The following is a 19242-nucleotide window of genomic DNA, read 5'->3' on the forward strand; positions in this document are numbered from 1 at the left end:
GCTATGGCAAGATTTCCATTTTATAAGCAACCGGATTCTAAAGACTGTGGTCCCACCTGTCTTCGTATCATCAGTAAATACTATGGCAAGATCTTACCCTTACAGATGCTTCGTGATTTATCCGAAACGACACGTGAGGGTGCGACATTATTAGGATTGAGTAGGGCCGCTGAAACCATAGGTTTTAAAACACTTTCCGTAAAGATTGATTTTAAAACGCTTGAAGAAGATGTGCCTTTGCCCTGTATTGTCTTTTGGATGAAGCAGCATTTTGTTGTAGTACACAAAATCGAAAAAAGAAAAAATGGGTTTAAAGTACACGTCTCGGACCCTAGCTATGGATTGATCAGCTATTCGCAAGAGGAATTTATCCATAACTGGATCGGAAAGGGAGCTACGGACACGACGGAAGAGGGTATTGTATTGGTGCTCGAAACAACGGCCCGTTTCGATATGCAGACAGAGATCAAGGATAAGGGATTTTCTATTTATCAGTATCTGCGCCATTATTTGGTCAAGTATAAAAAGTTTATTCTTCAGCTCGGTTTTGGATTAATAGCGGGTAGTTTACTTTCCCTTGCTTTTCCATTTCTCACACAAAGTATCGTTGATATTGGTATCCAAAATCAGGATATCCACTTTATCTACCTGATATTATTGGCTCAGGTCATGCTTTATCTCGGTCAGATGGGTATCGATGTGATTCGCGGCTGGATCTTGCTCCACCTTTCTTCACGGATCAATATCTCGATCGTATCCGATTTTTTTATCAAGCTCATGCGTCTGCCCATTAGCTTTTTTGATTCTAAAGTGACTGCGGATATCATGCAGCGCATCGCGGATCATGCGCGTATTGAACAATTACTCACAACCAGCTCCTTACAGACTGTATTTTCAGTCATCAATTTTCTGGTTTTTGGGGTGGTATTATTGATTTACAATTACAAGCTTTTTGTCCTGTATCTCATCGGTGCTATTTTGTATATCGGATGGATTAGCTTTTTCCTAAAAAAAAGACGAGAGCTGGATTATAAACAATTCGCACAATTGGCCGAAGAGCAAGGACAGGTGATGGAGTTGATCAATGGTATGCAGGAGATTAAAATGAACAATGCCGAAACCAATAAGCGATGGCAGTGGGAAGGCATTCAGATCAAAGTATTCCGCATCAAAATTAAAGCATTGAAATTGGAACAGATCCAGACGATCGGTGGGAATATCATCAATCAGTTGAAGGATATTCTGATCAGCTTTGTTGCCGCGAGTTTAGTGGTGGAAGGGCAGCTTTCCTTAGGGATGATGTTGTCGGTGCAGTATATCATCGGACAGCTCAATAGTCCTTTGCTCCAATTGATGAATTTTGTCAGACAGTCACAAGATGCCAAGATTGCGCTGGAGCGCTTGAATGAAATTCATGAAAAAGATGACGAAGAATCGATCGATACGACTTATCTGTCCGAAATACCACAAAAAGATATTGTGGTCTCCAATCTTTCCTTTCGCTATAGAGGAACGACACCATTTGTATTTGAAAATCTGAATCTGGTTATTCCTTATGAAAAGACAACCGCAATCGTCGGTGCAAGCGGCAGCGGGAAGACCACGCTTTTAAAATTATTGACGCAGTTTTATTCCGACTACGAAGGAGAGATCAAGATTGCGCAAGCCAATATTCGCAATATATCGCCGCGGATGTGGCGTGATGTCTGTGGAGTCGTGATGCAAGATGGATATATCTTCAATGAAAGTATCGCCAACAATATCGCACTGGGCAGTGATGTGGTGGATAAGGTCAAATTAAATCATGCTGTAGAAATCGCACATATCAAAGATTTTATCGAAGGATTGCCCTTGAGTTATAATACCAAGATCGGTTACGAAGGGCTGGGGATTAGCGGTGGTCAGCGGCAACGGATGTTGATCGCACGTGCTGTGTATAAATTGCCGCAATATGTTTTTTTTGACGAAGCAACAAGTGCCCTAGATGCCAATACAGAAAAAATAATTACCGACCATCTCAATCACTTTTTGAAAGGTCGTACGGCAGTGATTATTGCACATCGTCTATCTACGGTAAAAAGAGCAGATAAGATTATCGTACTGGACAAAGGGCTTGTAGTCGAAGAAGGTACCCATGATGAGCTAGTCGCTCTACGGGGAGAATATTATCGTTTGGTTAAAAATCAATTGGAACTTGGAAACTAAAAAAAACATATTAGACGATATTCAGCTCCGTTCTGAACAGGTGCAAGAAGTCCTGGAGACGCCGCCCAACTGGTTGATCCGTTGGGGGAGCCTGGTTATATTGGGGGTTATCGTCCTCTTTTTTGCATTAGCCTGTATCATAAAATATCCTGAATTTATCACCTCAACAATTGTGATCACATCGCAGAATCCTGCTGAAAAAATTGAAGTGCGCATCAATACCCGAATAGAAAAAATATTGGTCCAAGATCATCAGGAGGTTAAAAAAGGACAGCTTTTAATGATCTTGGAATCGACAGCCAACCATGCCGATATGTTGCGGCTCAAAAGCTATGTAGACTCGTTTTCTGCACAGAATCTCGCCGATTTCCCACTACAGGAGGTGTCTCGATTTAATTTAGGAGAAGTGCAGGAGGATTATAACGTTTTTGCTAAGGCTTTACAGGATGAACTGCTCTTTCAGCAGCTCAAACCTTATGCAACCGAAGAAATGACAGCTGTCAAAAGTATTGCTGACTATCGCGAGCGTTTGGAAAACCTCAAGCAACAGCATATTCTGGAGTCCAGCAAACTCCAGTTGACGGAAAAAAATTATAAACGATCTGATCAACTGCACCAAGAGGGGGTGATTTCTACTTTGGAATTGGAAAATGAGAAGCTGAAATTATTAGAAGCACAAAAAAACTATAAGAATGTCCAGATCTCTTTAGCGCAAGTGGAGGAGGCAATCCTCAATTTTAATAAAGTAAAAACAGGGGCTGACATCAACTTTATGAAAGAGAAAACAAGTTATTCATCGGCTTCTATTTTGTTGTTGGAGAAACTTCGTAAATCGATCCGACAATGGGAACGCGATCACCTCATGTATGCTTCTATCGATGGAACGCTGAGCTACAATCAGTTTTTAGGAGAAAATCAGTTTGTCAAGACCGGGACTACCTTGTTGAGCATTCTTCCTGATAACAGGCAAAATGCCATCGGTCAGATGTACATCGGAGCTCAAAACCAAGGTAAAATTAAAGAAAAACAAAAAGTATTGATCAAGCTGGATAATTTTAAACACCAAGAGTATGGGATCATAAAAGGGGAGATCAAATCCATCGCGCTCCTTCAGGATAACGACAAGAAATATTACATCGAAGTACGTTTGCCTGAGGGCTTGAAAACGTCTTATCGCAAAACCATTCATTTTGATAAGGAGCTCAGCGGAAATGCAGATATTGTCACGGAAGAGCTGACTTTGGCACAGCGTATCCTACATCAATTGAGAAGTTTACTTAAATATCAAGATCATTCATGATGCTGCCTGTTCGTTCTTTCATCTGTTTGCTCTACCTGCTCTCCATGAGTTTGCAGCAGGTATGGTCGCAAGAAACCTGGGATCTTAAAAAGTGTATTGCCATTGCGTTAGATAAAAACCGATCGCTAGATAAAAGTGAATGGGGATTAAAGAGTAAAGAAGTGGATATCCGCACAGCTAAAAATGAGCGCTTGCCTAACCTGAATGCATATACTAATGTATACACCAATTTTGGTCAGTCACAGGATATCTTTGGTAATGCGGCGCGCAATGATAACTTCAACGGTACATTGGGTTTTTCTTCCAATTATTCTATTTTCAATCATGGGAAAATCAAGCATACCATCAAGAAAGAAGAGTTGTTGCTGGCAGCGGGTCAGGAGGATCTTGCGATATTTAAGCGGGAGATTACGATTCGCGTGATGCAACGTTTTTTGAATACCATGCTGCAGCGGGAGATCAGCCATGCCAAAGATACGGCATTGGTATTTGCAGAGAATCAGCTTCAAAAAGTGCGGAAATCGAATGAGTTGGGAGCAACATCATTAACGATACTTTACGAAGCAGAAGCAAATTATGCCCGAGAAAAAGAAAAAAGCGTACAAGCGCATTATGCAGAAGATAAGGCTATTTTAGAGCTAAAGCAAGCCATGGGACTTGGGGTTGATGTAGAGCTTGTCGTGGAGGACCAATTGGATTTTCCATTTTTAGAAACGTTTGAGACCCATAATAAATCCGCTATTTTTAATCGTTCTTTGGATGCACATCCTGTCCTCAAAAAGTATAATTTTTTGAATGAATCGCTGCTCTTTGATAAAAAATCGATAGCAGCACAACGTTATCCTACCGTGGATGCCAGTCTCGCATTGGGCAGTTTTTACTTTAACAATTTAACCAGCAGAATTGGCAATATTACTTTATTTAGACAATTTCAGGGCAATTTTTCGCAACAGATTGGATTGAGTATCAATTTCCCGATTTTTAACAAACATGCCATCAAACATGCCCTTCAGAAAAATCAAATTCAGCTTCAGGAAAACCTGACACAGCTGGAGATGGAGAAAGAAACGATCAAACAAGAGCTCGAGAAGTACTTGTTGGATCTGGCTAACTTTGAAAATCAATATGTTTCGCTAAGCCAAATAACGGAAATGAGTAAGAAAGCTTTTGCCGTGAGTTTAAAAAGTTATGAAGCAGGGCGCATCAGTATCTATGATCTGCATGTGTCGCGATCCAATCTTTTAGCGGTCGAAAGTGAATGGATTCAAGCTAAATATAATGTGCTTTTTACACAGATTCTCATTCATTACAGCATACACGGAAGTTTGGATTGATCGATAAAACCTGTGGCTAGCCTAAGCTAACCACAGGTTATGTATGTTGTTTAGAAAGAAAGATCGTTTGATCGAGGCTACTTTGTTTTCACGAGTGTCACGCTCGCAGTAGAAGCTGGTATGGTATAGCGATTGAATGGATCTTTTTGGAGTCCTTCAATCACATAGCCACTCTCGGGATTGATATTTAGCAAGATATTTGGCACCCTGTCCGATTGACTGGTATTAAAACTCAACACCACACTTTTATCTTTTTGGTTGTAACGCAGCTTTTCGATTTCTCCGGCATCCGTAGTCAGCCAGAGATGCTCTTTTGCTAGAAAAACACGGCCTCTGGAAGCGGTTGTGATCCTCACTTCGATATTGTTTTTATCTGCTTGAAGATGGCCGCTAAAAGCCAACCAGCCAAATTCTGGATGTTGGATTATATAGGTTCCCGAATTAACGGCGTAACCATAAAATCCGGTACCATAATCACCAGATATGCCATCGTTGGCTAATGTCGAAGGATAGGAGTGAAATGCTGCAGGACCAAAACCATCTGCTGTAACATTGGCCAGTGCACCCATCATACCGGCATGACCGACACGAAGAAGATAGAAATCATCGGGATGGTCACGGTATTCGGTCAGTACAGGGATGGCGTTGAGTGCCGATCCATAATGGTGGAGTTGACGTTCGATGCGGGATAGTTTTCCGCCATATACAAAATCCCAATAACGGCGGGCACTACCGTTGTACCCCCAGTGAGGTACGGTTGGCATATAAGCCAAAATTGCATTTAAGGTGACTTGAGTTTTATCGTCGAAACCAAAGTAGCGCGACCATAAATATACCTCCTCCTGTCCGGTAGAATCCCAGGGCATTTCACTTCCAAAGGGATAATCTAGGCTTTTCCAGTGTTCTGCACGTTTGCGCATCGCGGCTTCCAGCTTATTAGCGGCATCGGTTAGTCCTTCCCGACGAAGATCATGGAGGATCAGCAAAAATATACTGCCTTCCATCTGTCCAAATTGAGCGTAATAAGGTGCTTTCTCGATCATAGCCATGCTGGTTTGAAAAGCCCGATCTAAATACACATCCCAGCTTTCCTCTTGTACAAGATTACGATAGTCGCGAGCCAGTCTGTACATCACCCAATGTGCTGCTGCCACATGGGGGTAGTTGTAGGAACGGCCGATGTTGTCCGCTTCTTTTTTTGGCCATGCTGACCATACTTTCCAATTGATGTCGGCATCGTAAGTGCCTGCTGGCAACGAGTCTGGCTCGTAGTAAAATAAACTTTTGACGACACCATATTTTTGATCCCCTTCTTTATGCTGAATACGGCCATACATCGTTTCGTTGACAAATCGTTTAAGTTTGTTGATCTCTGTAGGATTAGGTTGGACGACTTGCTTCATAATCGCAGCTAGCCAGCTTGCCGCTCCTGCTTCATCACTGAGGCCGGCATACCAAGCGCGTTGTTCTTGGGTGACAAGCTTTTTGTCCTCATAATCGTAGGTGATAACAGATGGAGATCTGCCAAAGCGGTCTTGATCATTTTCGTACCACTGTGCGGTCGTTAAGAAATTTCCCAGATCATTCACCACATCTTTTTCGGATTTGATGACTTTATATTGAATGGTTTGCTCGGCACCATCCTGATAGGTGATGGTCAATCGTGCCCGTCCCCATTGTTGGCCTTTTACTTCATATTGATGCCATTTGTGTGGGGTATCTTGCTGTTTAGTAACGGTTAATGCGCCCTCTGGATAAACTGAGATATGGGCAATGGCTTGATCATGTTTGATAAAAAGTTTGACCGGATTATCTAAAGGAACAACATATCCAGGAGCACCAATAGCAACAGGTCTCTTGTTTTTCAGAAGCGTGTTTTCAATTTCTTTGATACTGGGCGATAGCACAAACTTAAGGGCAAATGTCTTGGATTCTTTTGGCTTCAAAACAGTAGAAGTCGGTGTGTTCCATTGTTCTACTCCTTTCCAGTCGGTTTCTGCAAGTGCCTTGCTGTGGATCATCCATTCGTGGAAACCTTCAAAAGTAATGCTTTTTGGTGTCGGATCACTGTTCAGCGGGTTATAGGCCTCAAATCCTGCATTTGTGTAAGGAAGTACTAATAAGCTCGGACCGTTTCCATGTAAATGGTTGACCTGCATATAGCCTGCATCTTGACCAATATAAGGATCGAAAAATACATTTTGAGCATGGGCTTGATTCAGATTTTTCCAATCCATATTGTTGTTGAAGGGAAGTGGGATGCCCAGAGATCCGATCTCAATAGCTTGATCAGTAGGATTGCTGATTTGAAATTTCAAGATGAGATCGCCATCCACATTCTCCCAGCTACGCACCACTTTTAAGGGGATGTTTTCCAATGTTGGAGTGATATCTGCTGCGGCTAAAGTAGTTTTAGAAGCTGCGATTTCGATTACTTTTTTACGGTCTTTGGCTGATGAATAACTGGACCATTTGGTTTCTCCTTCATATTTCAGGCGGATGTTGATATCGCCGATATGAAAAAAATTGTTACGGTCCCGTTTCGCTAATAGCTCAACAGGTGTATAGTCGAAAGCGGCATCACCGTTCACTTGTTGAAAGGCGGATAACGTTTGGGAGGCGTTGAGAATCTTGATCTTCAATTGGTTTAGCGCAAAGCTTTTGGTCCCTTGTTCTATACCCAATGTCGCCGGCTGGCTTTTGGTCGCCTTCCATACAGGATGCTCATCCTGTTGGCTAAATGCGGGATGGATATAGAATAAGGTTAATAGGAGGTAACAACTTTTCTTTAAATTCATTTGGTAAGATTTAGAGATTATAATACTTCAACACATGATCAAGTGCAACGATTACAAATTTGACTTATTAAGTCCTTTTTTAATTACCACATTTTAACCGAATATACCATGTTATTGATATAAAGTGATAAATATTTGCTTTGTGAACCGCTAAATCCTAAATTTAATGTACTAATGACATTAATCGAAAAACCATTCTATTTATGAAACCAATTCAATACCGAGTTCCTGTTCCCAAGGATAGGACCGTTTTTATTCAGGAGGATTTTTTGGATAAGTTTTATCCCCATATGCATTGTCATGAGGAGTATCAATTAATCTGGATCAAGGAGGGCAATGGACAGTTGTTGGTTGATGATCATGTCCATGATTTTGAGCGCGGGGATATTTTCCTATTGGGATCAAACCAAGCTCATGTCTTTAAAAATGATTTTAGGGTTGGGTATGTGCAATCGGTATCTGTTTTTTTTAATGTGAAGGGGTCCTTGTCCGCGATTTTGAATATGCCTGAATTAAGTATGCTGTTGGATTTTATAGATAAAAATGGTCGCGGTTTTAAAGTTCCTACCATACACTTGGCACAGATCAGTAGAAGGATAGAGGCGCTTAAGAACTCCGATAGCTTAGGTCAGCTTGTCAGTTTTTTTTATTTATTGAAATCTTTGAATCGACTTTCCCTCAAACTTAAACCGCTTTCGGGTGTCACTTCTGTTGATTTTGGTACGGGAGGTTCTTTTCGGATTACGGCCTTATGTGATTTTCTTGAAAATAACTATAAGGAGAATATCGGCTTAAATGAAATCGCCGAAAGGGCAAATCTGACTCCGCAGGCTTTTTGTCGTTATTTCAAAAAAAGTACAGGGAAGACTTTTGTTTCCTATCTGAATGAATTGCGCGTAAGAGAAGCTTGTCGCCTATTGGGAGGTCAAGATTATGATTGTATTTCCATCGTGGCTTATCATTCCGGGTTTAATAGCATCACCAATTTTAATCGGGTTTTTAGAAGCATTGTAGGTATATCGCCTAAAATGTATGTGGCAAATTATAAAAATTTGCTCTATGAGTAGACGGTGCAGGTTAATATCCAATAAGTAATGATTAAAACGCGGTTAGTTTAGTTGTTTAATAGTTCCTTTCTTTGATAAAGAAAATTATAAATTAATTAAGTAAAGAATAACTATGGCTGAATTAAATTGGAAGGGCGTATATCCGGCAGTGCTGACCCCCTTCAAGGAGAATGGTGAGATTGACTTTGATATGTTTGCTAAAAATACGGAAGCTCAGATCGAAGCGGGGGTACATGGTATTATCATTGCAGGATCATTGGGTGATGCAGCGGTGTTGGATACAGATGAAAAATTTGAATTATTGACTTATGCCATTCAGGTGATTGCAGGCCGTGTACCGGTGATCTTGAACATTGCTGAAAATACCACTAAAAATGCCATTAATTTTGCAGTTAAAGCAAAAGAATTAGGTGCAGATGGTTTAATGTTATTGCCGCCAATGCGCTATAAAGCAGATGACCGTGAGGTCGTTACTTATTTTAAAGCCGTGGCAAATGCGACAGACTTGCCTATTTTGATTTATAACAATCCGGTGGATTATTCGATTTTTGTGTCGACAGCTATGTTTGATGAATTGAAAGATTGTCCAACGATTGTGGCGGTTAAGGAGTCAACACGCGATCTGACAAATATAACACGAATGAAAAATAAATTTGGCGACAGATTTCATATCTTAGGTGGTGTAGATACCATCTCTTTGGAGGCGTTGGTTGTGGGTGCAGATGGTTGGGTTTTTGGATTAGTAGACGCTTTTCCAAAGGAGACAGTTGCGATGTATAACCATGCGGTAAATGGTGAATACGATAAAGCTTTGGATATCTATCGCTGGTTTATGCCTTTGTTAGAATTGGATATTCACCCTAAGCTCATTCAATATATTAAGCTGGCTGCAGCTGCCGAAGGAATATGTACGCCGCACCTACGTGCGCCGAGACTGCCATTGGTGGGTGAAGAAGCTGAAAAAATCAATCAGATTATTGCTGATGGTATTGCTAATCGTCCTCAGTTAAATTAAGATCTGCGGATCAAAAATAATTAAGGTACTGTAGGCGATTGGTGGATACTATTCGCCTACAGTTCGTTTTGTAAAGAAAAATTCCGATATATAATGAATCAATCACAAGTATTTTTAGATGAGCGTGTTCGCATAGCGGCAGAAGCATTTCAATTTTTGAAATCCACGACGATCGGTGAGCGTGCCGTATTTATGCATGCTGTTGCGGATAAAATTGAAAAGCTAGGACCGGAGCTGTTGGAGACTGCTCATGCAGAGACCGCACTGCCTTTGGCCCGCCTCACAGGAGAGAAGGCGCGCACAGTAGGACAATGGCGCAGTTATGCCAATGCCGTAGCACTAGGGATTTACACCGAAGCTCGCATTGATTTAGCAAATAGTGAAACAGGTAAAAATGATATTCGGAAATTTAATTTGGGTATAGGTCCAGTAGTTGTATTTGGAGCAAGTAACTTTCCATTTGCCTTTTCTACTGCCGGTGGAGATACCGCAAGTGCCATCGGTGCAGGTTGTCCAGTGATCGTGAAAGGCCATTCGGGACATACCCGTACGTCTACGATAATGGCCGAAGCCATCGCTGCTGTTGTCAAAGAATTCGGCTGGCCAGAGGGGGTGTTTAGCCATATTCTTGGAGCCAATATCGAAGGAACTGATACCAAAATAGGGGCCTATCTCACGGGTCATCCTCTTGTAAAAGCGGTCGGTTTTACAGGATCTTATTGGGGCGGGAAAGCTTTGTTTGATATCGCCAATCAACGCGAAGAACCGATTCCGGTATTTGCCGAAATGGGCAGTATCAATCCGGTGTTTGCCTTTACGCATATGCTGCAAGAGCGTGCCGAAGCATTGGCTAAGGAATACGCGAGTTCACTCACCATGGGTGTGGGACAGTTTTGTACCAATCCAGGTGTATTTATCGCGGTTAAAGGCGATGGCTTAGATCGCTTCAAAAATGCACTGGCGCTAGAAATTGGGGCAATCGCACCAAGTACAATGCTTAATTCGGGTATCTATACGCATTTTGAAAAAAATAAGACAACATTAAGTAACCAAGAAGCGGTCACGGTAATCGCCGAATCGGGGATAGAAGCTAGCCAGGGACAAGGTCGCGCAAGAATCATCAGTACCTCGGCAAGCAATTTTTTGAAAAATCAGGTATTGAGCGAGGAAGTGTTTGGTCCTTTTGCGGTATTGGTGGAAGCGGACAGTGCAAAAGAAGTACTGACTATTGCGCAGGAACTTAAAGGCCAATTGACCATTACCATGGCGGGTACTGCGCAAGATGTGCAGGAGCATCAAGATGTTTTCAATGTCGTGAAAGATAAGGCGGGTCGACTTTTATTTAATGGAATGCCAACTGGAGTAGAGGTGGTTTATGCGATGCAGCATGGCGGTCCTTTTCCTTCCTGTACGGATCCTAGATTTACTTCTGTAGGACCAGATGCGGTGAAGCGTTTTGTCCGCCCTTTATCGTTTCAGAATTGGCCCGATGAATTTTTGCCTGTAGAGCTGAAAAATGAGAATACACTAGGCATTTCACGTATCGTAGATGGTAGTGCGACAAAAACAAGTATTTAGCACATTTTTGTATAGCAATTGATGAAGAAAACATTTTTTTGTATTGACTCCCACACCTGTGGTTGTCCAGTTAGGTTGGTAGCAGGAGGAGGACCGGTGCTGAACGGTCATTCGATGATGGAGCGCCGTCTGCATTTTATGGAAGAATATGACTGGATCCGTAAAGGATTGATGTTTGAACCCCGTGGTCATGATATGATGAGCGGGAGTATTCTTTATCCACCTACAGATCCCAATAATGATACCGGTGTCCTATATATTGAAACAAGCGGATGTCTTCCGATGTGTGGTCATGGTACCATTGGTACCGTGACGATTGCCATTGAAGAAGGATTGGTCATCCCCAAAGTACCGGGAAAGTTACGTCTGGAAACACCAGCCGGATTGATCCTGATCGATTATGTGCAAGAAGGTCCAAAAGTAAAAACGGTCAAGCTGACCAATGTGAAATCTTTTCTTTATAAAGAAGGACTTACGGTGATGTGCCCAGATTTGGGAGAGATTGTAGCAGATGTAGCCTATGGTGGAAATTTCTATGCCATCGTTGATCCACAGAAAAATTTTAGAGATATCAGCGATTTTTCGGCTAGTCAGCTTATCCACTACGGTAAGATTATTCGCCGATTACTCAATGAGCAAACGGAATTTGTTCATCCTGAAAATGAAAATATCTATGGTCTCAGCCATATTCAATGGACGGGAAAACCTACGCATGCTAATTCTACGGGACGCAATGCCGTGTTAGTAGGTGAGAATGCCTTGGATAGATCTCCTTGTGGTACCGGAACTTCTGCTCGTATGGCACAGTGGTATGCCAAAGGGAAGTTGAAAAAAGGCGAAGAGTTTGTGCATGAGAGTTATATCGGTTCGCAATTTGTCGGTCGTATTGAGGACGAAACAGCCATAATCGGACAGCCTGCGATTATTCCTTCGGTAGAGGGATGGGCAAGAATTACGGGATATAGTCAGATCATTATTGACGATGACGACCCATATAAAGAAGGATTTCAAGTTATGTAATTACTATTAAAACATCAAATAACGTGTCAACACATAATAAAGGAAAAGTTGCTATCATAGGAGCTGGTATTGCAGGATTGTCTACCGCTTATTACCTGCTACAAGATGGTTGGGAAGTTCAAATTTTAGAGAAAAGTGACGGGCAGGACAATTGCTCTTATGGCAATGCAGGAATGATCGTTCCTAGTCATTTTACTCCGCTGGCAGCTCCGGGTATCGTAGCGCAGGGGGTAAAATGGATGCTGAACAGTAAGAGCCCATTTTACGTCAGACCCTCCTTGAATTTCTCCTTGATAGACTGGGGACTGAAGTTCTTGAAACATGCCAACGAAAAACATGTTAACCGAAATGCAGCGGCTATACGCGATTTGAATCTGGCGAGTAGCCGGTACTATGATCAACTAGCTCAACAGGAGGGTTTTGATTTCGAACTGAGGCAGAATGGGATCATGATGCTCTACAAATCCAATCATGTGGCGCATGAAGAAATAGAATTGGCAGAAAAGGCTCAAAACTTGGGATTGGATGTGGAGGTTTTTGATCAAGCGGGTATCCAGGCCTTAGAGCCTAATCTCCGAATGGATACAATAGGTGGTATTTTATATAAATGTGATGGTATCCTGTATCCTCCCAAATTGATGAAAACATTAACAGATTACCTGCTCGCTCATGGTGTACAGTTTAACTATCAAACGGAAGTAACGGGATTCAAGTTTTCTGGCAAAAAAGTATCCGAAATCGTTACTTCAAAAGGAGCATTTCATGCGGATGAAGTAGTCGTAACTGGGGGAGCATCTCTACCCGCGTTAGCTTCTAAGTTGCAGTTGAAGTTGCCGTTAATGCCAGGGAAGGGGTATTCGTTCATGCACCATACCACAGACAATAGCCAGATGGTTCATGCAGCCTTGTTGTTGGAAGCACGTGTAGCGGTGACGCCTATGAACAATCAGATTCGCTTTAGTGGAACGATGGAATTAGGCCCTGCTAATGATAAAATATATACCAATCGGGTCAAAGGAATCGTCGAATCTATCCCGAAATATTTCCCTGACCTACAGGTAGACTATCCGCAAGATATCTGGTTTGGCTACCGACCATGTTCGCCAGATGGGCTTCCTTATTTGGGCAGAACTTCAAAATACAGCAATGTTAGCATTGCTGGTGCAGGTGGTATGATGGGATTGAGTTTGGGCCCTGCTTACGGAAAAGCGATCACGGCTCTATTGTCCAATCAACCCACAGAAACGGATATCACAGGATTTAATCCAGATCGATTCCAATAGACCATAATAAACCTAAATGATGAAGAAAAACAACAATAACCCGAACGTAAAGAAATTTATTGTCATTGGCGTACTTTGTATGGCTTCTTCGCTAACAGATGCCCAAGATATGGATTTGTACCAACATACGACACCCATTGAGCCTTATATCATTCAATATCGTCATGACCTGCAGGCTGTCAATTATTTCTACGGTCCAATGCCTAAAAACTGGGGCTTTCAGCAATCAGCAGCCTCACCCGAACAGATCAATCGACTGATATCGATAGATGACGATTATTTGGCGAAACTGAAAAACTTTGATTACAAACGGCTAAATACCAATGGTCAAGTTGATTATATTCTGTTGAACCAAAAAGTGCAGCGACATCAGGAAGAACTCAAAGAATCATTAGCATCTTATAACCACCTGAAGTCTTACTTACCATTTGCTGAAAATATTCTTCAATTTGAACAGAAACGTCGTCGAGGAGCTGCTGTTGTCGGAAAGGATGTCGCCATCGTGTTAGAAAAAACAACCGGTCAGGTCGAGGAAGCGATGCAGAATCTTGAAAATGGATCAGCGATTGAATATGCGGATGTCAATTTTTTGGTCAATATGGTCGAATCATTGCGAACCCGATTGGAAAGTTCATTTGACTTCTATAATGGATATGACCCGATGTTTACGTGGTGGGTGCCTAAATCTTACGAAAGGTTAAACGAAAAACTGATCCAGTACAAAGCTGCTCTGCAAGCGAAGAGCAACTGGAAAGTGTTTAATGATGGCAGCCATATCGGAGGCCACCCTATTGGAAAAGCGGCACTCAATAAAAAGCTGCGGGAAGAAATGATTGCTTATGATGCGGATGAGCTTTTGCGAATTGCTGATCAGGAATGGGAATGGTGTGTGGCGGAGTTATTAAAAGCTTCTCGTGAGATGGGATTTGGAGACGATTGGAAAGCTGCGCAGGAAAAGGTTAAAAACACTTATGTACCGGAAGGTCGACAGCCCGACTTGATCAATGAACTGTACGACAGAGCCCAAACGTTTATCAAGCAGCATGATCTCATCGCGATTCCTGAATTGGCGGATGAGACTTGGGGGATGATTATGATGACTCCTGAACGGCAATTGGTCAATCCTTTTTTTACGGGAGGACGTGAGATCAGTATTTCCTATCCGACCAATACGATGACTTATGAGCAGAAGATGATGAGCATGCGGGGCAATAACCCACACTTTTCATTGGGTACGGTTCAGCACGAACTTAATCCAGGCCATCATTTACAGTATTTTATGAATAAAAGGTATAAGCCTTATCGTGAGCAGAATTTCAATACACCATTCTGGACCGAAGGCTGGACCTTATATTGGGAATTACTTCTGTATAGAATGGGTTTTGCAAAGACTCCGGAAGAACGTATCGGAATGTTATTTTGGAGAATGCATCGCTGTGCGCGGATCACCTTTAGTATTAAATTTCATTTGGGCGAATGGACACCGCAGCAATGTATAGATTACTTAGTCAACAAGGTCGGTCATGAGCCTGCAAATGCACATGGCGAAGTGAAGCGATCTTTTGAAGGTTCTTATGATCCTTTATATCAGTTGGCTTATTTGATCGGTGGTTTACAGTTGCTGAGTATCAGCGATGAATTGGTAGGATCGGGGAAAATGTCCTATACCGAATTTCATGACCGTGTGATCAAGGAGAATTACTTGCCCATGGAGATGCTCAGGGCAATATTGACCAACCAGAAGCTTGAAGCTAACCATCAAGCGAAATGGAAATTTTATAATTTTAAATAACCGCAATCTAACCCTCAATCTATGAGTAGTCAAGAAAATAGTCAAGATTTCAAAAAGTCATTGGGTTTATTGGACGCCACGATGCTGGTTGCCGGAAGTATGATTGGTTCGGGGATCTTTATTGTATCGTCAGATATTGCCCGAAATACAGGTTCTGCTGGATGGTTGATGGTCGTATGGTTGATCTGCGGATTTATGACTTTAGCGGCAGCTTTGAGTTATGGCGAGCTCAGTGCCATGTTTCCGAAAGCTGGTGGTCAGTATGTTTATTTGAAAGAGGCCTATGGACAGGTGGTCAGTTTTACATTTGGATGGACTTTTTTTGCGGTTATCCAGACGGCCACGATTGCAGCTGTGGGGGTTGCTTTCTCTAAGTTTACGGCTTATCTGTTTCCGGTGCTGGATGAAGATGTTTATCTGCTGGTGATCGGAGATTATCATATATCATCTGCTCAGGTGTTGGCTATCGCTGTTATTTTACTGCTCACCTTGATCAATACCGGAGGGGTGAAAAATGGGAAAACGGTACAGACAGTGCTGACGCTGATCAAGATCTTAAGTTTGGTCTTATTGGTCATTTTTGGTTTTGCGGCTTTTGATCTGGAGGTGTGGAATCAAAACTGGTCTTCGGAGCATATGTGGAACCTGCATCGGTTAAATGTGGATGGATCGACAGCTGATTATGCTACGTTTGGTGCGTTTGGTGCGATGTCTGCAGCACTAGTAGGAGCATTATTTAGTAGCGATTCCTGGCACTCTTCTTCCGCTGTAGCGGGAGAAATCAAGAATCCGCAACGCAACATTGGTTTAAGTTTAGCTTTAGGAACCTTGATTGTGACGGTGATCTATATTTTAACCAATTTGATGTATACCGGTGTATTGACGATTGAGCAAATGGCCAGTGCTCCTAAAGATCGCGTGGCGATGCTTGTGGCACAGGAAATCTTTGGTCCCGTTGGAATCGCCATCTTGGCGATCATGATTATGGTCAGCACTTTTGGATGCAACAATGGATTGATTCTGGCTGGTGCAAGGATCTATTATTCGATGGCTAAGGATGGCTTGTTTTTTAAGAAAACGGGAACCTTAAATAAGAATGCCGTACCGGCATATGCCTTGTGGTTGCAGGCAGTAATTGCCTCGATATGGTGCTTGACAGGTAAGTACGGGGATTTGTTGGATATGATTACCTGTGTAGTTGTCATCTTTTATGTGTTGTGCATCATCGGCATATTTTGGTTAAGATATAAACGTCCCGAAGTACCAAGACCTTATAAAGCATTTGGCTACCCATTTATACCGGCGATCTATATCGTGATGGGCTTATCGTTTATTATTTTGTTGGTCATCTATAAACCACAATTTACTTGGCCGGGCATCATCATTACCCTTTTGGGTATTCCGTTATACTATGTTGTGAAACAAAAGGAAGCGAAGACTTAATCTTACTTATTTTCATCATGCCTGATTATGGATAAAGGCATGATCTATACGATATAAAAAAATAATACATATGAAGTTAACATTAACCGCTGCTTTAGTGCTGCTCTTGCAGCTTACGACAATGGCGCAGGGGACATTGGACGATTATAAACGAGCCAAAGACATCAGAAGTTCATTTGCTAAGGTGTACCAAGTACCGCAGCAGATTATCTGGTCTGAAAAAGGAGATAGTTTTTCCTACCGGGTCACGCAGAAAGATGGCAAGAGGAGCTTATATCTGGTCGATGCGCTGAACAAGAAAAAAATAGATACCGATGTTGCCGCGATTGAAAAGCAGCTCTCATCGCAGTTGGGCAAAGAAGTGAAATTAGGCGTTTTGTGGGGGAGAGATCTGAAAGTGCTGACGGCAAACGAGGTGGAGTTTACCGAAGAGAAAGTGGTCTGGAAGTGGAATGCGCAGGAAAATAAACTGAGCAAGTTGCGGGATGTTCCTACAGCAGGTGCTGATCGGAGATCGGATGGCTATTGGGGAGCACGATGGGATGATAGTAAGGGTGAGCCTGTGGATTCTCCCGATAAGGTCTATACCGCATATATTAAAAATAGTAATATTTACATCAGCAAAAAAGGCGATTCGAAAAGCGAGAAACAAATGACCTTTGATGGTAGCCCCGGAGCGTATTACAGTGCTCGTATCCAATGGTCCGATGATTCAAAAAAATTGGCCGCTTCCAAAGTACGAAAGGCAGAAATTAGGCAATTGACTTTATTGGAATCTTCTCCTGTCGATCAATTGCAACCTAAACTACAAACCAGAGACTATAATAAACCTGGAGATGCTTTATCACAATATTATCCTACTATTGTTCATATAGCGGATGGTCGTGTGATATCGGTAGATCCAGCTCAGGTGGACAATCAATTTTCATTATCTGCGATCGCATGGAAGCAGGATAATAGTGGAATCACATTTGAATATAATCAACGTGGTCATCAACGTTATGATGTGATGGAGTTGAGTGCTGTAGACGGAAAAACCAAAGCAATTATTTCTGAGCGCAGCGCTACATTCATTGATTATAGCGGAAAAAAATACCGGAATGATCTCAAAAAAACAGCCGACATCATTTGGGCCTCGGAACGTGATGGATGGAACCATCTGTATCTGTTCGATGCCAGAACTGGAGCATTGAAACATCAGATTACCAAAGGAAACTGGGTGGTGCGTAAAGTCGTTAACGTCGATGAGGATAGCAAAAAAATTATTTTTGAGGCCAGTGGTATGGATAAAGGATCGGATCCCTATTTAATCCGTTATTATTCGATTGGCCTTGACGGTAAGGGAATGAAAGAACTCACCCCCGAACCGGCTAATCACCAAGCAACATTTAATAACGATCAAACCTTATTTGTGGATCTCTATTCTCGTGTTGATCAAGCGCCAAAGACAGTCTTACGACGCGCTGTAGATGGGCAGATCGTCATGGATTTGGAACAAGCTGATATTTCGGATCTGGAAGCTACGGGATGGCGCAAACCAGAGGTATTTAAATCTCTTGCTAGAGATGGTAAAACCGATATTTGGGGGATTATTGTTCGTCCTAGAAATTTTGATCCCAACAAAAAATATCCAGTGATCGAATATATCTATGCTGGTCCGCATAGCTCTTTTGTACCCAAGTCATTTTCCGCTAATCCTTCAGGACTTACTGAACTTGCGGAATTGGGATTTATTGTGGTGCAGATCGACGGAATGGGAACATCCAATCGTTCGAAAGCATTTCAAGATGTCGCTTGGAAAAATCTAAAAGATGCCGGCTTTCCTGATCGTATTGCCTGGATGAAAGCTGCCGCGCTTCAATATCCTTATATGGATATCGAAAAAGTTGGTATTTATGGTACTTCTGCCGGAGGACAATCTTCTGCTGGGGCACTGTTATTTCATCCTGAGTTTTACAAAGTGGGTGTTTCCTCTTGTGGTTGCCATGATAATCGTATGGACAAAATATGGTGGAATGAACAATGGATGGGCTGGCCCATCGGACCTGAATATGCGGCATGTTCCAATATCGAAAATGCGTATAAATTAGAAGGAAAGTTGCTATTGATCGTTGGCGAGTTGGATGATAATGTGGATCCGGCATCGACTTATCAGTTCGTCAATCAGCTAATTAAGCATGGTAAAGATCACGACTTCATTATGGTTCCGGGTATGGGACATGCTTCTGGTGGTGATTTTGGTGAAAAGAAACGTCGCGATTATTTTGTCAAACACTTGCTTGGGGTAGAACCTCCAGCTTGGAACGCTTATTAAAGAAGGTCTAGGATAATCAGGGATTTAAACTGATGTAAATAAAGAATAAACCGAGCTTGCGAGCTCACAAAGTAATGATATACCAATGAAACC

At 42.1% G+C, this 19242-nt stretch carries 12 protein-coding genes; 11 read left to right on the forward strand and 1 reads right to left on the reverse strand.

The window, feature by feature from the left end; translation table 11 throughout:
• The first annotated feature begins 3 nt into the window (after positions 1-3).
• Genes MUB18_RS06580 through MUB18_RS06590 form a run of 3 tightly spaced genes read left to right on the forward strand, consistent with a single transcriptional unit; the run spans position 4 to position 4839 of the window.
• Positions 4-2205: a peptidase domain-containing ABC transporter gene (locus MUB18_RS06580; protein ID WP_248755373.1), complete on the forward strand. Its 2202-nt coding sequence runs from the start codon at positions 4-6 to the stop codon at positions 2203-2205.
• Complete coding sequence (locus MUB18_RS06585) at positions 2195-3505, forward strand: HlyD family secretion protein (RefSeq protein ID WP_248755374.1); 1311 nt, start codon at positions 2195-2197, stop codon at positions 3503-3505. Before MUB18_RS06580 ends, MUB18_RS06585 begins: the two co-directional genes overlap by 11 nt.
• A complete protein-coding gene (locus tag MUB18_RS06590) occupies positions 3502-4839 on the forward strand; it encodes a TolC family protein (RefSeq protein ID WP_248755375.1) in 1338 nt (445 codons plus the stop codon). Before MUB18_RS06585 ends, MUB18_RS06590 begins: the two co-directional genes overlap by 4 nt.
• Positions 4840-4916: 77 nt before the next feature.
• Here the strand turns inward: MUB18_RS06590 and MUB18_RS06595 are convergent, their stop codons facing one another.
• Positions 4917-7637, reverse strand: a complete 2721-nt coding sequence (locus tag MUB18_RS06595; protein WP_248755376.1) for a DUF5695 domain-containing protein — start codon at positions 7635-7637, stop codon at positions 4917-4919.
• Between the two features lie 203 nt (positions 7638-7840).
• On the opposite strand from MUB18_RS06595, the gene MUB18_RS06600 reads away from it, so the two are divergent.
• The 8 genes from MUB18_RS06600 to MUB18_RS06635 all read left to right on the forward strand — a co-directional run bounded on the left by MUB18_RS06600 (position 7841) and on the right by MUB18_RS06635 (position 19149).
• Positions 7841-8704: an AraC family transcriptional regulator gene (locus tag MUB18_RS06600; protein ID WP_248755377.1), complete on the forward strand. Its 864-nt coding sequence runs from the start codon at positions 7841-7843 to the stop codon at positions 8702-8704.
• 112 nt (positions 8705-8816) lie between these two features.
• The gene (locus MUB18_RS06605; protein WP_248755378.1) at positions 8817-9719 is read left to right on the forward strand and encodes a dihydrodipicolinate synthase family protein; all 903 of its coding nucleotides are present in this window, start codon (positions 8817-8819) and stop codon (positions 9717-9719) included.
• A gap of 93 nt (positions 9720-9812) precedes the next feature.
• The gene (locus MUB18_RS06610; RefSeq protein WP_248755379.1) at positions 9813-11297 is read left to right on the forward strand and encodes an aldehyde dehydrogenase (NADP(+)); all 1485 of its coding nucleotides are present in this window, start codon (positions 9813-9815) and stop codon (positions 11295-11297) included.
• A gap of 21 nt (positions 11298-11318) precedes the next feature.
• The gene (locus MUB18_RS06615; protein WP_248755380.1) at positions 11319-12317 is read left to right on the forward strand and encodes a 4-hydroxyproline epimerase; all 999 of its coding nucleotides are present in this window, start codon (positions 11319-11321) and stop codon (positions 12315-12317) included.
• A 23-nt stretch (positions 12318-12340) separates the two neighbouring features.
• Complete coding sequence (locus MUB18_RS06620; RefSeq protein WP_248755381.1) at positions 12341-13600, forward strand: NAD(P)/FAD-dependent oxidoreductase; 1260 nt, start codon at positions 12341-12343, stop codon at positions 13598-13600.
• Positions 13601-13616: 16 nt separating this feature from the next.
• On the forward strand, positions 13617-15392 hold the full coding sequence (locus MUB18_RS06625) for a DUF885 family protein (RefSeq protein ID WP_248755382.1): 1776 nt from the start codon (positions 13617-13619) through the stop codon (positions 15390-15392).
• Positions 15393-15413: 21 nt separating this feature from the next.
• Positions 15414-16835: an APC family permease gene (locus tag MUB18_RS06630; protein WP_248755383.1), complete on the forward strand. Its 1422-nt coding sequence runs from the start codon at positions 15414-15416 to the stop codon at positions 16833-16835.
• A 70-nt stretch (positions 16836-16905) separates the two neighbouring features.
• Positions 16906-19149 carry a S9 family peptidase gene (locus MUB18_RS06635; RefSeq protein ID WP_248755384.1) on the forward strand — a complete coding sequence of 748 codons (2244 nt, stop codon included), beginning with the start codon at positions 16906-16908 and terminating at the stop codon, positions 19147-19149.
• Positions 19150-19242: the final 93 nt, after the last annotated feature.

It is taken from the genome of Sphingobacterium sp. PCS056, from assembly GCF_023273895.1.
GTDB lineage: Bacteria > Bacteroidota > Bacteroidia > Sphingobacteriales > Sphingobacteriaceae > Sphingobacterium.

Excerpts from the sequence above, each read along its gene's own strand:
- MUB18_RS06580 (WP_248755373.1), top strand. The coding sequence starts at position 4 with ATGGCAAGATTTCCATTTTATAAGCAACCGGATTCTAAAGACTGTGGT.
- MUB18_RS06590 (WP_248755375.1), top strand. The coding sequence starts at position 3,502 with ATGATGCTGCCTGTTCGTTCTTTCATCTGTTTGCTCTACCTGCTCTCC.
- MUB18_RS06595 (WP_248755376.1), bottom strand. The coding sequence starts at position 7,637 with ATGAATTTAAAGAAAAGTTGTTACCTCCTATTAACCTTATTCTATATC.
- MUB18_RS06600 (WP_248755377.1), top strand. The coding sequence starts at position 7,841 with ATGAAACCAATTCAATACCGAGTTCCTGTTCCCAAGGATAGGACCGTT.
- MUB18_RS06605 (WP_248755378.1), top strand. The coding sequence starts at position 8,817 with ATGGCTGAATTAAATTGGAAGGGCGTATATCCGGCAGTGCTGACCCCC.
- MUB18_RS06610 (WP_248755379.1), top strand. The coding sequence starts at position 9,813 with ATGAATCAATCACAAGTATTTTTAGATGAGCGTGTTCGCATAGCGGCA.
- MUB18_RS06615 (WP_248755380.1), top strand. The coding sequence starts at position 11,319 with ATGAAGAAAACATTTTTTTGTATTGACTCCCACACCTGTGGTTGTCCA.
- MUB18_RS06625 (WP_248755382.1), top strand. The coding sequence starts at position 13,617 with ATGATGAAGAAAAACAACAATAACCCGAACGTAAAGAAATTTATTGTC.
- MUB18_RS06630 (WP_248755383.1), top strand. The coding sequence starts at position 15,414 with ATGAGTAGTCAAGAAAATAGTCAAGATTTCAAAAAGTCATTGGGTTTA.
- MUB18_RS06635 (WP_248755384.1), top strand. The coding sequence starts at position 16,906 with ATGAAGTTAACATTAACCGCTGCTTTAGTGCTGCTCTTGCAGCTTACG.